Annotated in this window: 14 protein-coding genes and 1 pseudogene; 7 read left to right on the forward strand and 8 right to left on the reverse strand. The window is 37.0% G+C overall.

Going from position 1 to position 24162, the window contains the following annotated elements; genetic code table 11:
- Positions 1–213: 213 nt before the first annotated feature.
- Positions 214–2583, forward strand: a complete 2370-nt coding sequence (locus AsAng_RS10815; protein WP_264792794.1) for a ribonucleoside-diphosphate reductase subunit alpha — start codon at positions 214–216, stop codon at positions 2581–2583.
- A gap of 122 nt (positions 2584–2705) precedes the next feature.
- On the opposite strand, the pseudogene ribA reads toward AsAng_RS10815, so the two are convergent.
- From ribA to AsAng_RS10845, 6 genes and pseudogenes are all read right to left on the reverse strand, one after another.
- Positions 2706–3305, reverse strand: a pseudogene (gene ribA, locus AsAng_RS10820) (GTP cyclohydrolase II); the annotation flags it as partial.
- A gap of 414 nt (positions 3306–3719) precedes the next feature.
- Entirely contained in the window at positions 3720–4943 is a 1224-nt protein-coding gene (gene ribB, locus AsAng_RS10825) for a 3,4-dihydroxy-2-butanone-4-phosphate synthase (protein WP_264792796.1), read from the reverse strand.
- Entirely contained in the window at positions 4909–6117 is a 1209-nt protein-coding gene (locus tag AsAng_RS10830) for a glycosyltransferase (RefSeq protein WP_264792797.1), read from the reverse strand. Before AsAng_RS10830 ends, ribB begins: the two co-directional genes overlap by 35 nt.
- A 78-nt stretch (positions 6118–6195) precedes the next feature.
- Entirely contained in the window at positions 6196–6774 is a 579-nt protein-coding gene (locus AsAng_RS10835; protein ID WP_264792798.1) for an adenylate kinase, read from the reverse strand.
- Between the two features lie 214 nt (positions 6775–6988).
- Positions 6989–7654 carry an alpha/beta hydrolase gene (locus AsAng_RS10840; RefSeq protein ID WP_264792799.1) on the reverse strand — a complete coding sequence of 222 codons (666 nt, stop codon included), beginning with the start codon at positions 7652–7654 and terminating at the stop codon, positions 6989–6991.
- 5 nt (positions 7655–7659) lie between these two features.
- Complete coding sequence (locus AsAng_RS10845; RefSeq protein ID WP_264792800.1) at positions 7660–8574, reverse strand: hypothetical protein; 915 nt, start codon at positions 8572–8574, stop codon at positions 7660–7662.
- A gap of 275 nt (positions 8575–8849) precedes the next feature.
- Here AsAng_RS10845 and AsAng_RS10850 point away from each other — a divergent pair, with 275 nt between their 5' ends.
- From AsAng_RS10850 to AsAng_RS10875, 6 genes are all read left to right on the forward strand, one after another.
- A complete protein-coding gene (locus AsAng_RS10850) occupies positions 8850–9044 on the forward strand; it encodes a hypothetical protein (protein WP_264792801.1) in 195 nt (64 codons plus the stop codon).
- A gap of 350 nt (positions 9045–9394) precedes the next feature.
- Positions 9395–10939: a hypothetical protein gene (locus tag AsAng_RS10855; protein ID WP_264792802.1), complete on the forward strand. Its 1545-nt coding sequence runs from the start codon at positions 9395–9397 to the stop codon at positions 10937–10939.
- A gap of 31 nt (positions 10940–10970) precedes the next feature.
- Positions 10971–11867 (forward strand): glycosyltransferase family 2 protein, encoded by an 897-nt coding sequence (locus AsAng_RS10860; RefSeq protein ID WP_264792803.1) that lies wholly within the window; start codon positions 10971–10973, stop codon positions 11865–11867.
- A gap of 142 nt (positions 11868–12009) precedes the next feature.
- Positions 12010–13149 (forward strand): T9SS type A sorting domain-containing protein, encoded by a 1140-nt coding sequence (locus tag AsAng_RS10865; RefSeq protein WP_264792804.1) that lies wholly within the window; start codon positions 12010–12012, stop codon positions 13147–13149.
- A gap of 561 nt (positions 13150–13710) precedes the next feature.
- Positions 13711–18663 carry a fibronectin type III domain-containing protein gene (locus AsAng_RS10870; protein WP_264792805.1) on the forward strand — a complete coding sequence of 1651 codons (4953 nt, stop codon included), beginning with the start codon at positions 13711–13713 and terminating at the stop codon, positions 18661–18663.
- Positions 18664–18991: 328 nt separating this feature from the next.
- The gene (locus AsAng_RS10875) at positions 18992–21601 is read left to right on the forward strand and encodes a T9SS type A sorting domain-containing protein (RefSeq protein WP_264792806.1); all 2610 of its coding nucleotides are present in this window, start codon (positions 18992–18994) and stop codon (positions 21599–21601) included.
- A gap of 944 nt (positions 21602–22545) precedes the next feature.
- Here the strand turns inward: AsAng_RS10875 and AsAng_RS10880 are convergent.
- Together AsAng_RS10880 and AsAng_RS10885 are read right to left on the reverse strand one after the other, a co-directional pair.
- Positions 22546–23280 carry a hypothetical protein gene (locus tag AsAng_RS10880; protein ID WP_264792807.1) on the reverse strand — a complete coding sequence of 245 codons (735 nt, stop codon included), beginning with the start codon at positions 23278–23280 and terminating at the stop codon, positions 22546–22548.
- Between the two features lie 86 nt (positions 23281–23366).
- A complete protein-coding gene (locus tag AsAng_RS10885; protein ID WP_264792808.1) occupies positions 23367–24158 on the reverse strand; it encodes a hypothetical protein in 792 nt (263 codons plus the stop codon).
- Between the last annotated feature and the right edge of the window lie 4 nt (positions 24159–24162).

Genomic DNA, 24162 nt, shown 5'->3' on the forward strand with positions numbered 1-24162 from the left:
TTCATCCCACTTTATCACTAGAATAAAACTAAAAACACACAAAACTTGATAAGTGGCTATCGGGGCAATCGTTAGGTTCTCTAGGGTAGTCACTCGCTAATCCTTTGACCTTAATCAAAAGATTCTGCGCCCTAAAGTATCACTAGTATTCATACTAGTAATTCTTCCATCATTCTAAATGCGTTTAATGCGCATTTTATTAAAACAAAGAAAATGCAAGTAGTAAAAAGAAATGGACAAACAGAAGATGTATCTTTTGACAAAATCAAAAGACGAATTGAACACCTTTGTAATGGGCTTGATCTACGTTATGTAGACTCCATTGAAATTTGCAAAAAGGTTATCCAAGGTTTATATGATGGTGTAAGTACCACTATTCTTGACAACTTAGCCTCAGAGACTGCTGCTACAATGGCAACCCAGCATCCTGATTATGCAATTTTGGCTGCCCGTATCTCCGTTTCCAATCTCCATAAAAACTCCAATAAGTCTTTCTCTAAAACCATGAAAGCACTTCATGAGTATATTGATCCTAAAACAGGAGAAAATGCTCAGTTGATTTCTAACGATACCTTTGCTATCATTTGGAAAAACCGCAAAGTATTTGATACTGCAATCAAACATGAGAACGATTATGAATTTGATTATTTTGGATTCAAAACCTTAGAGCGTTCTTATCTATTGCGCATGGACGGAAAAATTGTAGAACGTCCTCAATATATGTTAATGCGTGCTGCTATTGGCATCCATGGAACGGATATTGTTTCAGCTATCCAGACCTATAGCCTAATGTCTGAGAAGTGGTTTATTCACGCTACTCCAACGCTATTTAATGCAGGAACGCCCAAACCACAGTTGTCTTCTTGCTTCTTGTTGAGTGCTACAGAAGACTCTATTTCTGGGATTTTTGAAACCTTGACTCGTTGTGCCAAAATATCACAATCTGCGGGAGGTATTGGTTTGAGCATTCACAATGTTCGTGCCCAAGGAAGTTATATCAAAGGTACTGGTGGTACCTCTAATGGTATTGTTCCCATGTTGAGAGTTTATAACGATACAGCTCGTTATGTAGATCAAGGTGGAGGAAAACGAAAAGGAGCTTTTGCTATTTATTTGGAGCCTTGGCATGCTGATATTTTTGAGTTTTTGGATTTAAAGAAAAATCACGGTAAAGAAGAAAAACGTGCTAGAGACTTATTCTACGCCATGTGGATTTCTGATTTATTTATGAAACGGGTGGAAGAAGATGTTGAATGGACGCTGATGTGCCCGAATGAATGCCCTGACTTATACAATACCTATGGTGAAGAGTTTGAGCAACTATACTTAAAATATGAAGCAGAAGGTAAAGGTAGAAAAACGATAAAAGCACGTGAACTGTGGACCAAGATCCTAGAATCTCAAATTGAGACGGGTACCCCCTATATGCTTTATAAAGATCACGCCAACCACAAATCTAATCAGAAAAACTTAGGAGTTATCCGTTCTAGTAATCTTTGTACAGAGATTATGGAGTATACTTCTAAAGATGAAGTTGCCGTTTGTAACTTGGCTTCTATCTCTTTGCCTAAATTTGTTATTAATGGCAAATTCGATTTTGAAAAGCTTTATGAAATCACTCGAATTGTCACTCGCAACCTCAATAAAGTAATTGACATCAACTATTATCCAGTTGAGGAAGCTCGCAACTCTAACCTACGCCACCGTCCTATCGGAATTGGTGTTCAAGGTTTGGCAGATGCGTTAATTTTGATGCGTTATCCATTTGATAGCACAGAGGGAAAAATGCTCAATAGAGCAATTTTTGAAACCATGTATTATGCTGCGGTAACAGAATCTTGTGAATTGGCGAAAGAGGAAGGAACCTACCAATCTTACGAAGGCTCACCAATCAGCCAAGGTTTGTTGCAGTTTGATTTATGGGATCAAGCTCCATCTTCTAAATGGGATTGGGACAAGCTACGTGCCAACATCAAAGAGCACGGTATGCGCAACAGTTTATTATTGGCTCCTATGCCAACAGCGTCTACTTCTCAAATCTTAGGGAATAATGAATGTTTCGAGCCTTATACTTCTAATATTTATACCCGTAGAACACTTTCAGGAGAATACATTATCGTCAATAAGCACTTGCTAAAGGATTTGATCGAAGAAGGGCTTTGGACTGAAGAAATCAAAGAGCAATTAATGGCTGCCAATGGTTCTGTTCAGAACATCAAGGACATTCCTGATCATCTCAAAGAATTGTACAAAACAGCTTACGAGATCAAACAGCGTCATATTATTGATATGTCAGCAGATAGAGGAGCCTTTATTTGTCAATCACAGAGTTTGAATTTGTTTGTTGAAAATCCAACCTTTGCGAAACTAACTTCTATGCATTTTTATGCTTGGAAAAAAGGACTAAAAACAGGTATGTATTACCTTAGAAGTAAAGCGGCTGTTGATCCTATTAAATTTACACTTTCTGCCAAACATCAACAAAAATTTGTAAAAGCAGAAGCCGAAAACCCTGCGAATACACAAGAAGGAATTTCTTGTAGCTTAGACAATCCAGACGATTGTTTGATGTGTGGTTCTTAGGAAACTTAATCGCTTTTTGAGTTCGTTTGAAACTCAATAGTAACCATAAAATGAAGCCAATCTAAAGATGAGGAACGTTTTCCGCTCTTTAGATTGGCTCATAAAAAATAGGCTGAGTAAAATTATTTCAGTCCATGCTGAAATAGGATATGTCCCATTTTATCTCGTTTGGTTTTTAAGTAAAAATTATTGTATTCATTGGCTTCAATTTCCAATGTTACATTTTCTACTACCTCCAAACCATATTTCTCTAATTCTTTTTGTTTTAATGGGTTGTTAGACATCAAACGCAATTTTTGAACGCCTAATAATTGCAATGCTTGAGTTGCTGCAATATATTCTCTTTGATCTGCCTCAAAGCCTAAATGTAGGTTTGCCTCAACAGTATCGAGTCCCTCTTCCTGAAGTTTGTAGGCTTTCATTTTATTCAAAAAGCCAATTCCTCTCCCTTCTTGTTCAATATAAACAATCACTCCTTTTCCTTCTGCCTCTACTCGTTTCATAGCAGCTTGTAGTTGAGGACCACAATCACAGCGCAAAGACCCTACAATATCTCCAGTAATGCACGAAGAATGTACCCGAACCAAGATAGGTTCTTCTTTGTTCCAAGTTCCTTTAGTCAAGGCAAATAATGTTTTACCCTTTAGTTTATCCTCAAAGCCCACCAGTTCAAACGTCCCATACTCTGTTGGCATGTTAATTCTGACTACTTCTTCGACAACCATTTTAATATCCTTAGTTTTATACTGATTCATCTAAAATTTTATACTACTAGTCAATAAAAATATTGTTCTAAACTAAAATTTACTCCAACTCGATGGTTGATTCGTCACCAAACCATTTTTAGTTCTCATAAACGCTTAGCAAGATAATACCTCTTCATAGAAAACAACAGTATTCTATTCAAGATGGTTTAATTAAACTATAAATCAATGCAAATCTCAAATGAAATAAGCGCTTCAAAAATACACATAGGGGGGTTATTTGCACCTACCTAATACAACAAATCAATTTGATGATTTGAAATTTGGCGATTAAGACACACAACCAAAAATTCAAATCTCCAAATTGATTCATTGCGGCTTAATTCTTACAATTAAAACCATTTAATGTACTATACCAATAAGAAACCTATGTTAGATTTTAATAGGCTGCTCATCTTTAGTTGTTGCTTCCGTTGATGTACCAGTAGTGTTTAAGGCGACATTTTCGACAATTTCAAGACCATATCCAATCAAGCCAATGCGCTTTTTAGGATTATTGGTCATCAAACGCAATTTGCTAACGCCTAACTGTCTCAATACCTGAGCGCCAATACCGTACTCTCTTTGGTCTGTTTTTGTTCTCAAACGAGTTTTAACATCAGAAGTATTCAAGCCTTCCTCTTGGAGTTTTTTGAATGCTTTTAGTTTATTCATAAGATCAACACCACCTCCATCTTGTTCGATGTAAAGCACCACTCCTTTTCCTTCTTCATTGACTTGTTTCATGGCAGCATGCAATTGAGAACCTGAATCTCCTAATAATGCTCCAAAAACGTCTGTCGTTGTAAAAGAGGAATGCACTCGAACTAAAATAGGCTCGTCTTTCTTCCAAGTACCTTTTGTTAAGGCAAAAAGATTTTTTTCTGTCGTTTTATCCTCAAATCCAATTACATCAAACTCTCCATATTCAGTAGGAGCAGTTAATCGTACCACCTCCTCTATCAAAGTTTCTTTCTCTAAGCGATACTTGATTAAATCCTCAATAGATATAATTTTTAGATCGTGTTTGTCTGCGATTTCAAACAAGTCAGGCAAACGAGCCATTGTACCATCTTCGTTAAGAATTTCTACCAAAACACCAGCAGGCTTTAAGCCAGCTAATCTTGCCAAATCTACTGCTGCCTCTGTGTGCCCTGCACGGCGCAATACGCCACCATCTTTAGCAATCAATGGAAAGATATGCCCAGGTCGTGCATAATCACTAGATACAGTAGCTGAGTCGGTTAATTTTTGAATACCAGTAGCACGATCGTAAGCAGAAATACCAGTAGAACAACCAAAGTTCAATAAGTCAATTGAAATGGTAAATGCCGTTTCGTGTACGGCTGTATTTTGTTGCTGCATAGGACGAAGTTCCAACTCATCACAACGTTGCGCTGTCAGGGGGGTACAAATAAGTCCTCGACCATGCGTAGCCATGAAGTTAATAAGTTGTGGAGTAATTAGCTCCGCCGCGCAAATAAAATCACCTTCATTTTCTCTATCTTCATCATCTACAACAATGATAATTTTGCCTGCTTTGATTTCTGCCAAAGCATCTTCAATGTTGTCAAGTTTGCGTTTAGGCGTCTCGTTTTGTAGGTTGCCAGATACCATTTTGAACTCCTTTTAAGTATTTAAAAAATCCATTAAATAATGCCAAATTCATAGCATTAAAATAGGTTATATATCGTATAATAACTATGTTTAAATTTATTTTTTTGAACAGCCAATCCAGTAAAGGAATGCCAAATAAACCAAACGTTTCTATAATAAACAACACTAAATAAAATTGGTTGTGATAAACAAAGGCTAATGCAATCAAGCAAAGGTAAGAGATAAGAATAAAGAAGGGACCATACCAGCGCAATACCTTGTGTGACAAAAAGGTAAAACTCATAGATCCAGGTGGCCACAACAAATGTTTAAAAGCTGCTAAATTAGCAAAGTTGCCTGCTGAAATACGTGTTTTACGCCGAAACTCTTCGTTAATATCACTAGGCACAGCTTCATAACAAACCGCCTCCAACTCATTAATTGCGAGTTTTCCTTTCTCAAAAACTTTCATAGCAATATAAAAATCATCCACCAAAAAGTTAGCAGGCACAGGTTCAAACAATTCTGCTCGAATCGCATAACAGCCCCCTAAGGGTCCCATGGTGCGCCCCCAAGCCCTTCCTTCCAAATTTTTGATGTGTACCTCTCTAGAGATATACGATTTTTCAGAAGCTGCAATTCCCTTTGTTGTTAAGGTTTTTAATTTCGGGTTTTTGATATTGGAGTCTACCAAACCGATTTGCGAGTTTTTGAAGTGTTTCGCCAATTCATAAACGGTTGTTGGTTCTAACATTACATTAGCATCCGAAATAATAACAATATGTTCCTCTGTTGAAGGGCAATCTGCAATTGCCTGGCTGATAATGTCATTGATGACACTAGGCTTGCCTCTGCGCTGAGTGAAAGGGAAAAAATGAAATTGACTGTGCCCTTCTATAAATTGCTGAACCATAGCATTGGTTGCATCAGAAGAGCAGTCTGAACCGATGTATATACTAAACTTATCGCTTGGATAATCCGTTGTTAATAGGGTTTCTAGTTTTTCTAGAATAACAGCCTCTTCATTGTACAATGACATAACAAAAGAGACATGAGGGAGTGACTCCTTAGGCGCATAGAACTCTTGATTGTTAGCTTTTGAGGAAGCTACAAGTTTAAGTATGATTGGGTATAATACATAAGAATGAAACAACCCAAACACACAGAGCCAGAAAATGATGGCACCTATTAGCATATACAATTAAGCCTTAAAAATAAAGAATGGAGCTCCAAAACAGCATGCTCCATTCTCCATTTTATTTTTACGATAAAATTAAACAGTAACTGCATCCAAAACGGCACAGATACGTTCAAATATTTCTTCAATAGAACCAATACCATCAATACGCTTTGTTTTATCAACTTGCGCATAATAATTCGCAACAGGTGAAGTTTGGCTCTTGTAAATGTCAATTCGATTTTGAATAATTGCAGTATCTTGATCGTCAACTCGTCCTTCAATCTTTCCTCTACTAGCTAGGCGCTGAATAATTTCTTCATCCGCAACCATCAACTCTACCAATAGGTTTACGGCTGTTCCTTCTTCTTTTAGGAAAGCATCAAGTGTTTCTGCCTGATTGATATTACGAGGAAAACCATCCAAAATATATCCTACAGCATCTGGCGTTTTTGCCATCTCTGCTCTTAGCAAGCTAATTGTTATAGAATCTGGCACTAAGTTTCCATTATCCATATAACTTTGGGCCTCTTGCCAAATAGCACTATTGCTTTTTTTCTCTCTTCTAAACAAATCTCCAGTAGAGATGTGTACTAGATTGTATTTTTCTACCAATTTAGCTGCTTGGGTGCCTTTACCACTCCCAGGAGGGCCAAAAAGAATTAGATTCAACATATTTATTTATGGTTTGATTGATGATTAATGCTATGCCCTGTGGAAGGAATAAATTAAGGTGATTTTTGCAAAAAACGTTTATTTAGTAATCTAAAAAATCGTTTATCATCCATTCTCACAGACAAAAACAAGGAAATAATCCCTATTATGCTGCAAAGGTACGCATTTTATATTTCAAATACTAGTTCTAACAAGAATTATATGAGATGAAGGTTTAGCCTAAGGCTTCTCTATGAATTATAGTAGCAATTTCAGCCGCTCGATCCATTACCATATTGTGCGTTCCATTTTTTATGGTGTGCGTAATTTGTTCTTGTCTTAAGTTAAAAATGTGGTCCTTGGTTCCGTTGATGTGAATAAAATTGGAGGGGTAAGTTTCGTTGTCCCAAGCAACAATTGCACGCCTTCCCCACGCAAAATGACTTGCTGTACAAGCATAAAGCATTGCTCGAAGGGTTTGGGTATCTTCCCGATTACAAATCCCTAAAATTCTAGCAAAAAAAGGAATGACAATCCGAATAAACCAAGCTGGCACAAGAAGATGAAGGGGCAAAATTCGGGCTATTTTAAAAAGAAAAGGAACTTCGCTTTTATGTTTAAAAGTAGAAATAAGAATCAATTTTTGGAGGGGCATCAATTTGGACATTTCTGTTGCAATGGTTCCCCCCAAAGACATTCCAATTAAAACAGGCGGTTCTGCTGTCTTGGGGATGCACTCAACCATTCGTTTGGCATAGGCTGGAATTGTTTCATTTAAGCTTAAGGGTTCTTTATGTTCTAAGCACACAATTTCTTTTCCCTCCCCTTCTAGCAAAGGAATTAATTTGGAAAAAATGCGCACATCATTCCCTAAACCAGGCACCAAATATATTTTTGTCATAAACCTTAAACCTCATTTTTTAAACTAGGATCTGTATTAGCTCCTTTTCTTCTGTAACAGTACCACAAAAATAGCGGTATACCTCCATGCACTAAACGATATAATGTTTCATAAACATGCTGATGCAAGGATTCAAAGATCATAGTGACATAAAAATTACCTACAATACGAGCAAAAGAAGTCATTGTCCCCCAAATTATACAATACCAAATGGCCACCCAACTAAATGTTTTAATCGGCACAAAAAGCAAAATAGCGACCGCAAAATCGATCCACCCAATCCAAATCAGAAATTGCCGAGCTGTTAGGTCGTCTCTAAATCCAAATACATCCATACACCACTGTATCCAAATTCCTGGCTGTGGATAATACGCACAAGCATACAAACCATGACAGAAAAAAGTAATAGCAATAATTAACTTCACTCCTCTTCTAAAATAAAATGTATTTTTTCCGCCATAAAGTACATGAACAAAGATAAGAGGTGCGGTAACCTGTGTGGCATATTCAAAAAATTGACCTACTTGCCAAAATTTATCTTTAAAGTATAGCAGTGCTAGTAAAAAAAAGGATAAAGATCCTGCATACATTAACCATTTTCCAAATTTCCATTCTTTCTTGACCAATAATACAAAAATAGCACAAAACGCCCAGAAAAAACCAAGAGAGCAACCCAATACATTTATGATTTTATCAATGTTTATACTTTCGTTGGTCACATAATGTTGCCATGTATCTCCTGTTAATGTTGTTACAACACCTTCTAATAGAGACTGATCCCAAAAAAAAGTTCTCAATGGTAAATCCCAAAAAATTCCTTGCCAAGCTCTTCCTAAAAATAAGAGACAAACTAATATCCTAAGCAAACGCAACTCTCCCAACTCAAAGTCTCTACTAAATTTTGGTTCTCCTAACTTCATGACCGATTATTTTAATGATTTTATCTGCAAATATAAAATAAAATTGCACTTGAACAAGCGGCTTTTTAGTTCCCAATATATTTTACGTTCCCACTCAATTACTCTTAGAAAAAAACTTTCTTTCTCTTTACTAGTGGTAAGAAAATGATTTTACTTTAGGAGTATTTCTGTTTTTCATCGACTTATAAATACATAGATATACAACCTTTTTTTGGCAAAGTGCATCTTTTTTAGTAAATTAGGCTTGCATTTTAAATCCTAAAATGGTTCCACACATGAAAAAACGACTACAGTTAGAAATTCAGAACATCGCTCCTATCAAAAATAATCCTCGCCCTATGCAGGTTAATACTTGGGTTAATACGGCTCTACGAGCTAAAAACAACCCTAAAGAAACGCCTTCTAATTCACCTAGGCGCATGCTTGCACTCAATATGACTTTTTGCAAAAGCATATTAGGTCGCCGCTAAGCAATTTTTTTAGCACTACTACTGTAACACAACTCCATTTTTCTCCTTTAAAAGCTCAGGTAGCAATCACGAGCTACGCTCATGTATTATTAGAATAGATGTAAAAAATCAACATAGGCTAGTCCACTGCATTTTTATTCTTGATAAGAACTAATATTGCAAAACTATTCATAAGGGTTTCTATTGTTTTTTAGAACATCTGATTAACTTCTCTACAATTCATAAGTAAAAAATTTAGTGTTCAATTCAAAAATGTATACATTTGGATTTATTATTTCTTTTCGCCTAGAAATAATCCCAAATTATGTACGGTTCTTCTAATCCTTTTTATCACTATTTATAGTTATTGTATGAAGTTTTCTGACGATTTGTATCAATTAATCAGCTCTCTTAATCAATCTGAAAAACGCTATATAAAACTAGTTGCAAAGGCATTTACCAGTAAAGGAACAGACAATCAACTAGCTCTTTTTGATGCATTTGATCGCCAACAACAATATAATGAAGATAAAATTCGAAAAGATTTTGAGGATAAAATCCCTGCCAAAAATTTTCATGTTGCCAAAAACAGGTTGTACAATCTAATCTTAAAAGCACTTTACCTCTACCATCTAAAAAGTTCTGATTATCAAAAAATCAATCAACTCATTTATCAATCTGAAATATTGCAAAAAAAAGGCTTGTACAAGCAAGCAGATGCACTAAATGAGAAAGCTGTTCAAACGGCTGTAAAAATGGAGCTTTTTCCTTTAGCCATAACGGGGCTCTCTACGCAGGCTCGCTCCTTTATGAATCAACGAAATTTAACCAAAATCAAACACTATTTGGATCGTAACTTGGAGGAAGAATACCAATTGTTAGAACAATATAAAACGGATCTCACTTACCAATTTTTGCAACTAAAAACACTTTTTATTACTCACAAACAGCAGGTTGTTCGCAGTGAAGAGGAAATGGCAGAGATTCAGCAATTAAAAGAACATCCTTTGCTCAAAAATTCCCAATTGGCAACTTCCAAAAATGCTTTGGATATGTATCGTTTTTTAAATGGTTTTATCTATCGCTATGAAGGAAACTATGAGCAAGCAGCCGAATATTGGCAAGAATTTGTAGACGAAATAGAAGGGTTAAAATCAATTCCCAAAAGCAAAATAGAGGACTATATTACAGATTTGAACAACTTAATGTTTTTGCAATTAGAGGCTTTGTTATTTGATAAGGCTTGGGGAAATTGCCAAAAAATGGTTGGCTTATTGTCTCACGAACGGGTTAAAAACAACCCACACCTTATTATTAAAATAAAAGAGCGAGTGATCGAATTCAAACTAGAATATTACTTGCTTTCTTACCAATACAAAGCAGCCTTGCATTACCAAACAACCAACAACCCCGAAATTGTTGGAATCTATGATAAAGTTGGTGATTTCCGACGTTTGGTGATTGATTATATTCGAGCGTCAATTTATTTGTGCAATCAAATGCCTAAAGAAGCAGGGCATCAGATCGAACAAGTTTTTTCAAACAAAGTACTCAAACAACATCAATATATTTATGCTGGTGCAATGATTCTTAATTTACTCATTCATTTTGAGTTGGGCAACTATCAACTATTAGAATCGCTCTTGCTAAATACCTATAGAATGATGTACAAACGTAAGTTGCTTTATAAAAGTGAAAAGATCATTTTTAAATACCTAAAAAAGTATTTACGAATGTTAACCAATCAGGAGATTATGGAATCCTTTAAATCGCTCAAACAAGAATTACAAGCTGTTCGTGTAGATAAATTTGAACGCAATTTTTTGCCTAATTTTGATTTGGTGGTTTGGATTGAAAGTAAAATTCAGGAGAAAAGTATGTCTAAGATTATCTCTGATGGAGGGCTAACTTTATAATCTTATTCTAACCTTGTTAAAATTAGGCTCCATGCTTTCCATTTTAATCCCTTGCTATAATTTTGATGTTCGAAAACTAGTCTATCAATTGCACGACCAAGGCAGTGGTTTGAGTATTCCGTTTGAAATTTTGTGCGTAGAAGATGCCTCTTCTGCTCAATTTGTCCAACTTAATCAAGAACTTCAGCAACTTCCCTTTGTTCGTTATCAAGTTTTAAAACAAAATATGGGGCGTTCCAAAATTAGGAATTATCTCGCCACACAAGCTCGTTACAATTATTTGCTTTTTATGGATTGCGATGCCATGCCTGTTGATGCCCATTATTTGCAAAACTACACTCAGCATCTAGCCCCCAATCAGCTACTTTATGGAGGGCGTTGTTATCAAAATACTCCTCCCAATGATCCTCTGCTTTACTTTCATTGGTTTTATGGGCTAAATCGAGAACAAAGTACTGCTGCTACAAGGCAACAATTGCCTTATCGTTCTTTCATGACCAATAATTTTTTGATTCCTAAGCCTATTTTTGAAGAAATCCGATTTGAAGAAACGCTTACTCAGTATGGTCATGAAGATACCCTATTTGGCTTAGCACTAAAAAAGAGACAGATTCCCATCCTTCATTTGGACAATCCCCTTAAACATATTGGGATAGAAATAAATCATGTTTTTATCAAAAAAAGCGAACAAGCCATCCAAAATCTACATTTTCTGTATTCAAATCATCATTTGGACGCAGATATTAAACTCCTTACTTTCTTTATTCGAACAAAAAAGTTATATTTACATAAGGTCATTTTAATGTTATATTGTTTTTTTAAGTCTAAAATATTAAACAACCTTTACTCTAATCATCCTCAACTTAAGTTATTTGATTTTTATAAATTGGGTTATCTCATTCATTGGCATCAACAACAAAAAGATTAACATTCCCTATAACAATTCATGCCTTCAAATTAGATAATTCTAGATTCCTTCTTTCCCCTTTTAATTCCTTCATATAGAAAATCCCCTCCCTTTTATTTAATGCTTAATCAATAAAATTATATCATTAATTAGAAGTTACTATATGTACAACTCTTTCCTTTTTTCTTACTGCATTTTATGCTTTTTAGGGGCAAGTGTTCCCTCTAAAGCCCAACTTATCAATTGGGTTACCGAAACAGGGCTCCCCTTAGGGTCTACTTTCGTAGATGGGCAGATCATTACTAATATAGCAGGCACTGGATTAGATGCTAGAATAAACGTAACTATAGTAGGAACAGATCCTAAGATAGATGCAACTGATCCTGCTAAAATATTTATTCGAGATCGAACCAACTGTTCCTTCACCCTTACATTCCTAAATGGATCTACCAATATCCAACTAGGCAATTCTCAAAATTTACTATCAGGTGAAACAATAACCATCTCAAACCCAAACCAACAGAACATTACCCTCCAACAGACCTCTAACAATAGCGGTGGGTTGATGACAATAGACGGGATTGCTGTTCCTGCCCTTAATACTCCTGTTGTTCAAGATAATCATGCTGTTATCAAAGAAGTAAATGACGGAGCTGGCACTGATTGGCTAGTAACAATGGATAGCATCACTTCCTTCACTTGGTTATACAATAAGACAACGGGAACGAGCGCAACAGAAGGTTTCCGATTAACGCTATCTTCCCCTATTTTGCTTCCTATCCAATTAATCAACTTTTCGGTTGAAAAGCAATCTAATCAATCTGTAGTATTACATTGGCAAACCGAAACGGAAACCAATAATGATTATTTTATGATAGAACGATCCCTTGATGGTTTTTCTTGGGAACAATTAGCAACGATTAAAGGGAATGGAACTTCGTCAACCCTTTCAACTTATCGCACCATTGATTCTACACCTTATTGTGGCGTTTCTTATTATAGGCTATTGCAAACGGATTTTGATGGCAACATTTTCTATTCTCCCATCAAAGCTATTCGTATTAAAAAAGGCAAAAATTTAAAACTTTACCCCAACCCTACAAATGGTCAAGTCACACTTGAAGGAAATGACATCACACAACATCCAATCAAAATTTATGATGCAATGGGCAAAGACATCACTCCTTTTGTCCAACCAATTGCTCCCTCTCGCATCAAAAACACAATAGATTTATCTAATCTAGATACAGGGCTTTACTATATAAAAACACCTTACAAAACCTATACAATTTATAAAAAATAATCACTCAATCACCAAACAGTTTTGTTTTCAATAAAAAAGCCTACATACAAAACTAAAGAAATAAAGTTAAATAAGAGTTTTAAGTCTAGTTGCCCTAGTTATTCATTCACGATACAGCACAGTTGGCATTGCTCATTTTCATATTTTAAGTTTATCCTGTACTAAAGTAAACGGAAAAAAACACTTATACATATAATAAATTTCAACATTTATTTACACTAAACAAAGCTCTTTCAAAACAAAATATAAACATATTTTAATATTTTCTTAACATACTTTATTTCAATTATTAATACATAATCAATAAGAGAATATCTTTACATTTCAAAGCTATCAGTACTTAATAAAATCAGTACAAAACTCTCACTATCAACAATATTCTAAAAAAAAATTACGTTAAGATTACTTTTTTTTTACCATATTTATCATCCAAAATTTTCCTTATACAAGGAAGTTTTTAACTTTGTTTTGCCTAAAAATTAATAAAATTCTAACATTTCATCACTAATTTAATTTTATAATATGAGAAAACATTTAATATTTTTTATAGCGTGCTATTTAATGAGCACGATTTCCTACGCTCAAACGGTTTTTACGGAATCGTTTGACGCAACAACAACTCCCTCAGGGTGGAACAATACGGCCACCACTGGAGGTCCATGGAGTTTTAGTACAAGTGCCGATTATGATGTAAGCTCAATTCTTGATCATACTGGCAATAGTGGGAATTACGCTTGGGTTGATTTCTCAGGAACTGATGATAGTGTTATTTTAGCTACGCCTGCTATTGATGTATCAACTTTAACGACTCCCTACTTAGAGTTTTACCACGAAAGTCATTATACTGGTATATTATCTCCATTTAATTCTCTGCATATAGAAGCATGGAATGGTAGTAGTTGGGTAAATGTAGCTACCTTGCAAGGGAATACAGCCCTTGGTTGGGATCAATATGGCTATAACATGACTTCTTTTACGTTTTCAGGGGGAGACAGCTTAAAAGTTCGTTTCCATGCTGAATCTGGTGGTGCAAGTAATGATTACAACAATGATTTACTACTTGACGATATTGCTGTTATGCAATTGCCTTCTTGCCCTAACCCCCATTCATTAGGTGCGCTTAATGTAACGGCTACTTCTGCGGATTTAAGCTGGGTAGAACCTGCTACAGCTACTTCTTGGGAAGTAGAATACGGTATGCAAGGTTTTGCTCAAGGTACGGGTACTTCAGTTGTTACAGGAACCAATCCTGAGAACATTACAGGTTTAACACCCAATACTACTTATAGTTTCTATGTAAGATCTATTTGTGGTCCTGGTGATTCTAGTACATGGGCTGGTCCTTTTATGTTCACCACCACATGCCCAGCATCTTATATGCCTACTTATTCGGAAGACTTTACTACTTACTTAAACCCTTGTTGGTCAGAAGCTCAAGGTGTTTTGGCTACAAGTACTACGTTAACAGGTACGACTTCTAACTGGACTAGCGATGGTTTTGCTAATAACGGAACTACTGGTTCAGCTAAAATTAACCTATTCAGTACTGGTAGAGATGAGTGGTTAATTAGCCCTAGCATTGACTTGGGGACTGCTGCAACTTCTTATCAATTGGAATTTGATATTGCCTTTACTGATTATGCTAGCACTTCTACAGGTACACTAGGTGCTGATGATACCATTGCAGTTGTTATTTCTACTGATAATGGAGCTACTTGGGAAAAAGCAAACATCCTACAACATTGGTTAGCAGGCGGTGAGCCTAGCAATACTGGTGACCATATTGTTATTGGTCTAGCTAGTTACACTGGTGTTGTTAAATTTGGTTTTTATGCTGCTTCTTCGGTTTCTAACACAGACAACGATGTGTTTATTGACAATTTCTTAGTTACAAACCTTGCTAGCTGTGCTGCTCCTTCTGCTTTAACAGCTTCTAATATCACTACGACTACTGCTGATTTAGCTTGGACAGAAAATGGTACGGCTACTTCTTGGCAAATTGAATATGGTGCACCAGGCTTTACACAAGGTACAGGTACTACTGCTCTTGCTGGAAGCAACCCTCATAACCAAACAGGTTTGATGCCTAGCAGCGATTATCAATTTTATGTTAGAGCGATTTGTGGTGCTGGTGATACAAGCTCATGGGCTGGTCCATTTAACTTCCAAACGGCTTGTGGTGCTATTGTTGCCCCATGGACTGAATCATTTAGTGGTGGTTTGCCCAACTGTTGGACAGACAGAGGAAACGACGCTTATATCTTTAATACAAGTGCTGCTTATGGTGCTGCTGTTGCTGGTGATTATACCGCTGGTGGAGGTACCAACTATGCATGGGTTGACGGTTCTGGTGCTACTGGAACATTTGATACCTTAACAACTCCTCTGATTGATATTTCGGGACTAGCTACACCGCACTTGTGCTTTGGTTTGTTTAGTAACAACACCAATGATGCAGGCAACAACACCATTATGATCGAATTCTTTGATGGTGCTGCTTGGAATCTATTGGCTACGTTCCAACAAAACTTAGGTCCAGCATGGGCTCCACTTAGCTACGATCTTTCTAGCTATACAGTTACAGGTAATACACAAGTAAGATTTATTATCAATACCAATTCTACAGGTGATGCTTACTACAACGATATTCTAATTGATGATGTCAGCATGAACAATGGAGGTTGTCCTCAGTTCTGTATTGCTCCATCTGCTTTAGGTATTGCCAATTTGCTTCAAACTACTGTAGATTTAAATTGGACAGAAAATGGTGCTGCTACTTCTTGGCAAGTAGAATATGGTGCTCAAGGTTTTGCTCAAGGTTCTGGTACGGCTGTTGTTACAGCGACCAATCCACATAGCTTGACGGGTCTAACCGATAATACTTCTTATGATTTTTATGTTAGAGCGATTTGCGGTGCTGGTGACTCTAGTTTGTGGGTAGGACCATTTAACTTTACTACACTAGCAAACTGTCCTCTACCGTCTGCTTTAACAGCAACGAATATTACTCCTACTTCTGCTGATTTAGGTTGGACAGAAAATGGTACCGCTACTTCTTGGCAAGTAGAATATGGTACACAAGGCTTTGCTCAAGGTTCTGGTACTGCTGTTGTTACTGGAAACAACCCTGAGAACATTACCGCTCTAGCTTCTAATACCAACTATAGCTTTTATGTAAGAGCAATTTGTGGTGCTGGTGATTCTAGTGCTTGGGTTGGGCCATTTAACTTTGCTACTCCTTGTGCTTTAGTTCCTGGTGATACTCCTGACGATGCGATTATGGTAACTAGCCTTCCATACAGCACAACAGGTAAAACGGATTCTTGCTATATGGATTCTAGAGGAAATGCCAGTGCTGATGTTTGGTATCAATATATTCTTGCTCCATGTACCGATTCTTTGACCGTTTCTTTGTGTGGTTCTGCTTTTGATACTTACCTACGTATTTTTGCAAGCGATACGACCACTCAGATCTTTGCCAACGATGACAATTGTAGCACCCAATCTGAAATTGTAATTGATGTTACGGCTTCATCGACTATCAACTCTGGTGATACCATCTTTATTTTGGTAGAAGGATACAGTAGTAACGAAGGGGCTTACAACTTGAATATTTCAGATGTTATCCAATGTCCTCCTGTTCCTGCTCCACCTTACTACCACATCGACCAAATCAACTCGGTTGATACCAATGGTGTTGCAGATTCTTTAGGCGTAATTGCTAGAGTTAGAGGAGTTGTACACTGTATCGATTTTAGAGCAGGTACTGGACTAGAGTTCTTCCTTGCTGAATATAACAATACAGGTATCAAAGTATTTGATTTTGCTGATGTAAACGGTTATGCTGTTACAGAAGGCGATTCTTTAGAAGTATGGGGAACCGTTAGTCAATTTAATGGGCACTTGCAATTTGATCCTGACAGCATTATTGTTGTTTCTTCAGGAAACCCACTAGTAATGCCAACTACTGTTAGTCAGTTGAGCGAAGCAACAGAAAACAAATTTGTAGACTTCCAAAATGCATGGTTAGTAGATCCTGCACAATGGACTGGTTCTGGTTCTGGATTTAATGTAGATGTTACCAATGGTACCGATACTATTGTTGTACGTGTTGACAATGCGACCAACTTGTATGCTCAACCAGCACCAACAGGAATGTTTAACATTTCAGGATGGGGCGGTCAGTATGATACCTCTGTTCCTCGCACAGAAGGCTATCAGTTGTTCCCTTGTGGAATAGCTTCTGTTATGCCAATTGTTATGGACGTAGCAGTAACATCGTTCTTGAACTTAGATTCTACTTATTGTAATGTAGCAGCTATCTCTGGTTCTGTTATTATTACCAATATGACTTCTAGTGTTGCTACCGACATACCTTATTCAATTACAGCCAATGGTCTTCCATTGAGTGTAGATACGATTGCTTCCTTAGCAGGAAATGCGTCTGATACCATCACTGTTGGTCCTATCCCTGCTCTTACTGGAACGGCTTTAGTTCAAGTAACCACTGCTTTGGCAGGCGATACATCTACTGTTAATGACACCTTAGGAATGATTGTTTCTGTATCGAATACTGCTGCTGCTGCAAGCGCAACAACTACACTTTTGTGTAATGGAGATGCTAATGGAATTATTACAGCTACTGGTTCTAATGGTATTGGCAACTATACCTACGCATGGGATTCTACCGCAACAACTGCTGTTCACTCTAACTTAACTGCTGGTACCTATACGGTTACAATCACAGATTCTATTGGTTGTTCAGATACTGCTACTGTTATCTTAACAGAGCCTTCAGCTATTGTATTGACGGATTCAATTACTAACGTATTGTGTAAAGGTGATTCTACAGGTGCGATCACCCTCGCTGCTACTGGCGGAACTCCTTCTTATACTTTTGCTTGGAGTACTGGTGATACCAGCACATCTGCAATGAATCTAGGAGCTGGCACTTATACAATTACCGTTACAGATGCCAATGGTTGTGTAGATAGCATAGCTGCTACTGTTACTCAACCTGCTACCGCTCTTAATGCATCAATTGTAGACAATGGAGATGGTACGGCTGTTGCTGTTGGTACAGGAGGAACACCTTCTTATACCTTTGCTTGGGATGCTGCTGCTGGTAACCAAACTACTGATACGGCTACTGCTTTGGTACATAATGGTACTTATGTTGTGACAATTACAGATGCCAATGGTTGTACAGACACTTCTTCTGTGGTTATTAACTTCATTGGTGTTCAAACCATTGCTAACCTTTCTAGCCTTAACCTATTCCCTAATCCAACTGCTCATAATGCATTTGTAGCGTTGGATTTGGTAGAACAAGCTGAGGTTCAGATCAACATCATCAATTCTATTGGTCAAGTTGTTGAAAGCAAAAACTTGGGTACGGTACAATCTGAAACCGTAGAACTAAATACTGCTGCTTTGGCTTCTGGTATTTATATGGTTCAATTTAACATTGGACAAGAACAAGTCACTAGAAAGCTTATTATAAGCAAACAATAAAATAAGCTAATATCTTTTTTTAAGGAAGGCTGTATTCGAAAGAATATGGCCTTCCTTTTTTTATTCACGGTATAAGTTAGCAACCAAAAAAAATATTTTTAAAATGTCTTTTAAAAATATAAAACCTTCCTTTTCTGTCAAAAAACAAACAAATTCTTGGTTAAATACAAAATAACAAGCCCCCCCATTAAAAAACTTGCCAATAATACTTTATCTTTCGACTGTTAAAGAATCTTTAAAAGCCTCCACGCTGCATTTTACAGGAACCTATTACTTAACTAAAATTGTCAACCTCAAAACAATTTTTATTAAATTAAAAAACGCAACTATGAAAGTCATTTTTACTAGCTGTCTGCTCTTTTTGTTAGCAAGCACATTGACGACTGCCCAAACTGTTTTTTCAGAAACATTCAATGGCTCAACAACCCCTACTGGATGGACTAATACCGCAACAACAGGAGGTCCTTGGGCATTCAGCACAGGGGCAGGCTATACTGTTTCTACAATCCTAGATCACACCAATAATGGTGGTAATTATGCTTGGATTGATTTTTCTGGACCAGATGCTGGGGTTATTTTAGAAACTCCTGTTATTAACGTTTCTACACTAACTGTTCCCTATTTAAAGTTTTATTTTGAAAGTCATTATAATGGAAGCCTAGGTACTTACAATTTAATGTACGTAGAAGCATGGGATGGCTCTGCATGGGTAACGGTTACCACCCTACAAGGTGATACTGGCTATGGCTGGGATGAGTATGGCTTCAATGTTACTTCTTATGTCTATGGAGGTAGCAACTTAAGAATTCGTTTCCGTGGTGAATCTGGAGGTGCTAGCAATGATTATCATAACGACCTTTTGTTAGACGACGTTGAAGTAATGGAAATGCCCACTTGCCCAACGCCTAATGGTCTATCAGCTGGTAATATCACTGCTACTTCTGCCGATTTTACTTGGACAGAAAATGGTACGGCTACCAACTGGCAAATCGAATATGGTGCTCAAGGGTTTACTCAGGGTACTGGTACTTCAGTTTTTACTACCAATAACAATCCACACAACCAAACGGGTTTAGCTTCAAGTACAACATTTGACTTGTATGTTCGTTCCGTTTGTTCTCCTGGTGATACTAGTGCATGGTTTGGTCCTGTTAATTTCACAACGGCTTGTGCTGTAGCTGTAGCTCCATGGTCTGAAAACTTCTTTGGAGGTAGTACCCCAAACTGTTGGACAGAATCTGGTTCAGAATCTTGGCGCTATAGTACAAATTCAGGATACGCTTCTGCTTCTGCTGGTGACCATACTGGCAATGGTGGTAACTATGCTTGGATTGATGGATCTTCTCCTAGTGGTGCTTCTCAAATCAGTACATTAACAAGTCCCCCTGTTGATGTTAGTGGTTTAGCAGTTCCTTTGCTTTCTTACTGGGTTTTTTCTCATAATCCTGATGACAACACCTATAATACCCTAACGGTTGAAGTTTATGACGGTGCAGCATGGAGTACGGTTAATACAGTTAACACGGATCAAGGAAATGGCTGGGTTAATATGATTGTTGGGCTACAGAATTTAACTATAACTGGTCCTGTACAAGTTCGTTTTACTATTGCAGAAAACTCTCCAGGTACTGCTTTTTACAATGATATTTTGATTGATGATGTAGAAATCAAAGATGCTCCTAATGTTTCTGCTGATACTTTACTTGGGCTACAAACACTTTATTGTAGTGCGGCAGTTAATGTAGATTTAGTTATTCGCAACAAATCTGGTAATGCTGAAAATGATGTTCCATGGGCTGTTGAGTCTAACGGAATGATCATTGCGAGTGGATCTATTGCTACCATGGCTCCTAATAGTGCAGACACAATTCCTTTATTGTTAGGTGGCGTTGGTCCTGCTGGTCCTAATGCAGTTATTACAGCTTATACTTATTTAGCAGCTGATCAAACCTCTTCGGACGATACATTAACGGCTAGTGTTGGAATGTCTTATACAGGTGTTAATGCCAATGTAACCAACCCTGTTGGATGTACTGGTAGCGCCAATGGACAAATTGTATCTGCTGGACATAGCGGAATAGGTGCTTATACTTATTTGTGGGATGCTGCTGCTGGTAGCCAAACTTCTAGTACGGCATCTGGTTTAGCCGCTGGTACTTATACCCTAACTGTTACAGATTCTATTGGTTGTTCTTCTGTTGCTACACTAACTCTAATAGATCCTCCAACAATGTCATTGAATAGCTCTAGCACAGATCTAACTTGTAATGGGAATAATAGCGGAACAGCTAACGTTACTGCTACAGGTGGTGTTCCTGGTTATGCTTACCTATGGTCTAATGGTCAAATGAGTAGCCAATTAATGAATGCTGCTGCTGGCACTTATATGGTAACGGTAACCGATGCCAATGGTTGTGAAATGACCGACTCTGTTACACTAACTGAGCCTACTGTTTTTGGAGCAACTGTTATTGACAATTCTGATGGAACTGCTACAGCTAGTGCAACTGGAGGAGTAGCTCCTTACACTTATCAATGGGGACCCAATGCAGGCAATCAAACAGGTGCTACAGCTTCTGGTTTGACAACTGGTGGTGTTTACTATGTAGTTGTTACAGATGCCAATGGCTGTACAGATGTTGTTTCTTTCCAAGCAATTGTTCTTGATGTAGAAACAATCAATGCAAATACTAACATAAGCATGTATCCTAACCCTAGTAGCGGTAATGTTTTTGTTGAATTGAATTTAGTGGAAACCAATGACGTTATCATTAGCATCACTAATGTAACAGGTCAAGTTGTTATGACACACCAATTGGGGCAAACTAATTCTAACAAAGTTGAATTAGAAACTACGTCTTTACCAACTGGTATCTACATGGTTCAATTTAATGTAGGTTCTGAGCAAATAACCAAGAAATTAATTCTTACGAAATAAATTCAATTGCTATTTGTACAATAGCAGATCATACGATAAAAACCATTCAAGCTTACGCTTGGATGGTTTTTTTTTGCCTGATTGGTGACGACCAAAAACAAACGAGCCAATGATGAATGATCACCATTGGCTCGTTTTAATAAAAAAGGAGCAGAAATACACCAGCTGCTACAACCACCTACCCTTGCTTGCTTTCACACCTGGGGGATTTAATGGGAGCTTGCCATGTATCTCCAACTCCGAGTGCAAATATAAGACACTTTTTCTATTTTTGCAATTTCTAATCCTATAATTAGCTTTTTTTTTAATAATAATTTGATTCCCTCTCAAGCTCCATTTCATAAGTAATACACGATCAAGTATTAAGGCTTTTTTTATTCTGAATTATTTTTTGAAAAAATTTAACTATTTTTCAATCTGGGTAATCTCAGTGCCATTTTACTTCAAACAAACCTCCCTATAACTTCCGAATATTATCCTTGTTTTCCCTTTTTCTTTCCTTCAAAATTTCTAATAAAAAACGAGCCAATGATGAATAATCACCATTGGCTCGTTTTAATAAAAAAGGAGCAGAAACACACCAGCTGCTACAACCACCTACCCTTGCTTGCTTTCACACCTGGGGGATTTAATGGGAGCTTGCCATGCATCTCCAACTCCGTGTGCAAATATAAGATGCTTTTTCCATTCTAACAAGCTTTCTCCAAAAATAAATTCCTTCCTTTTTACAAGACATTGGCTATCAATATTTATTTTTTTATTTTTTCTTAAAATTATTTTTCAATTATAATTCAAAGACTTTTTTTCCCATTTATGATAAAATGGAATCGTTTTTTGCTCCTAAACTTAAAGTCTATTTCTTCTATTTTTTCTAAGGTGTGGCTTTCCCTTTTTAGACTCAAAGTTGATAGAACTATTTTATAAATGCAGTTGTAGTCTTAATCTTAAAAAGTTACTCCTAGTCTTAATGACAATGCATAAATAGAATTTAGACCAAGTCCTCTATCCTGGATTGTGCAACCAACGTCCATTGTCAAATGGCATTTTTTGGTAGATGGAAAACGGACACCTAAAGATGGACGAGCATAAAAACCTCCTGTTTGATTTCCCCCTGCCCAAAAGTTACCTCCAAGTAAAAAACCATAGCCAATATTTACGTCGTAATACATGCTTGCAGACCCTTTGAAAAAATACCCCCGAACATTGGCATAGGCTGGCATATAAAGCTCGTAAGCTGGTACATTAAAACCAATTCCTGCTCCCACACTCAGTAATCTATGAAATTGATAACCGACTACATAGTCAAGACTCAATCCAGAAGGAAGCCCCCCTGATGCACCTAAAAAACGCTCGTTGGAGAACATCAGCCCTCCCATAATAGAATGGTATATTCCTTTATCTTTTACATGCAATGGGCGTTTTGAATGGATAGTTTTAGTTTTATCGCTCTCCTTTACTTTCTCTTTCTCTATTTTTATAACCTCTGAGCTATTATAAACTAATATGCTTCCTCCTAAGATTCTAATCTTAATTGTCTTTTTGGGATCATACTCCAAAACTTCTCCTCGTACAATTTCACCATTTTCCAGATGTACAACATCCTTCATTTCGCTTTGGGCAGACAAATCCAATGCAACCAACAAAGCAAAGCTAAAAATTAACAAGAATCGATATATCATTTGTTTTAATTTTTGTGATTGGTCAATAAAAAAGGCAGACAACCTTGCCTACCCATTATTTTATCTTGTATAAAAGAACAGAGCAACTAGAAAGTTATCCCTACCCGTAACGAAGGTCTATAAAAAGTTCTTTTTTCGAAAATTGGGTTATTGTTCCAATCTATATATTCATACTCACCAAACTGAATTACATAACCAAAATTCAGAAAAACATGAGTTCTTTTGTAAGAAGGAAAACGGACTCCAATAGACGGTCTTAGATACAAACCACCCTTTGCCGTCTGTAAGTTTCCAATACCACCAAATCCAAACATTTGATCCTTTACGGCAATTCCATATCCTACATCAATTTGGTAGAATAGACTCGCAGAAGATTTCATAAAGTTTCCTCGGATATTTGCATAAACAGGTACAAAACTATAGCCTCCAAGCCTCATAACTCCGACCCCTCCACCAAGGCCTATTAGGCGATGAAAATGCCAACCAGTTGTTGTGTTTAAGCTAATTCCTGGTTCAGGAGATCCCCAATCTGAGATTCCCATTAATGTTCCTCCTGCAACAGTATGGTATAAACCGATCCCTGGTCTGTGGTTGGTACGATCCTTTTTAGCTGTTTTAGAATGGCGAGGAGTTGTATTCTGACTGGCTTCTTTTTCTATTTTAATCACCTTTGAACTCTCATAGACCAAAACACTCCCCCCATAAATCTTAATCTTAATATTTCCTTTAGGGTCATACTCCATAACCTGTCCTCGTATCACACTCCCATTCTCCAAATAAACAACATCATCTTGCGCTTCTTGAGCCCAGCTAACTGTTGTCATCAAACAGATAACAATTAAACTTATCAACCAATTGCTCAATTTATTTTGATTCATATAT

The organism is Aureispira anguillae (assembly GCF_026000115.1).
GTDB classification, from domain to species: domain Bacteria; phylum Bacteroidota; class Bacteroidia; order Chitinophagales; family Saprospiraceae; genus Aureispira; species Aureispira anguillae.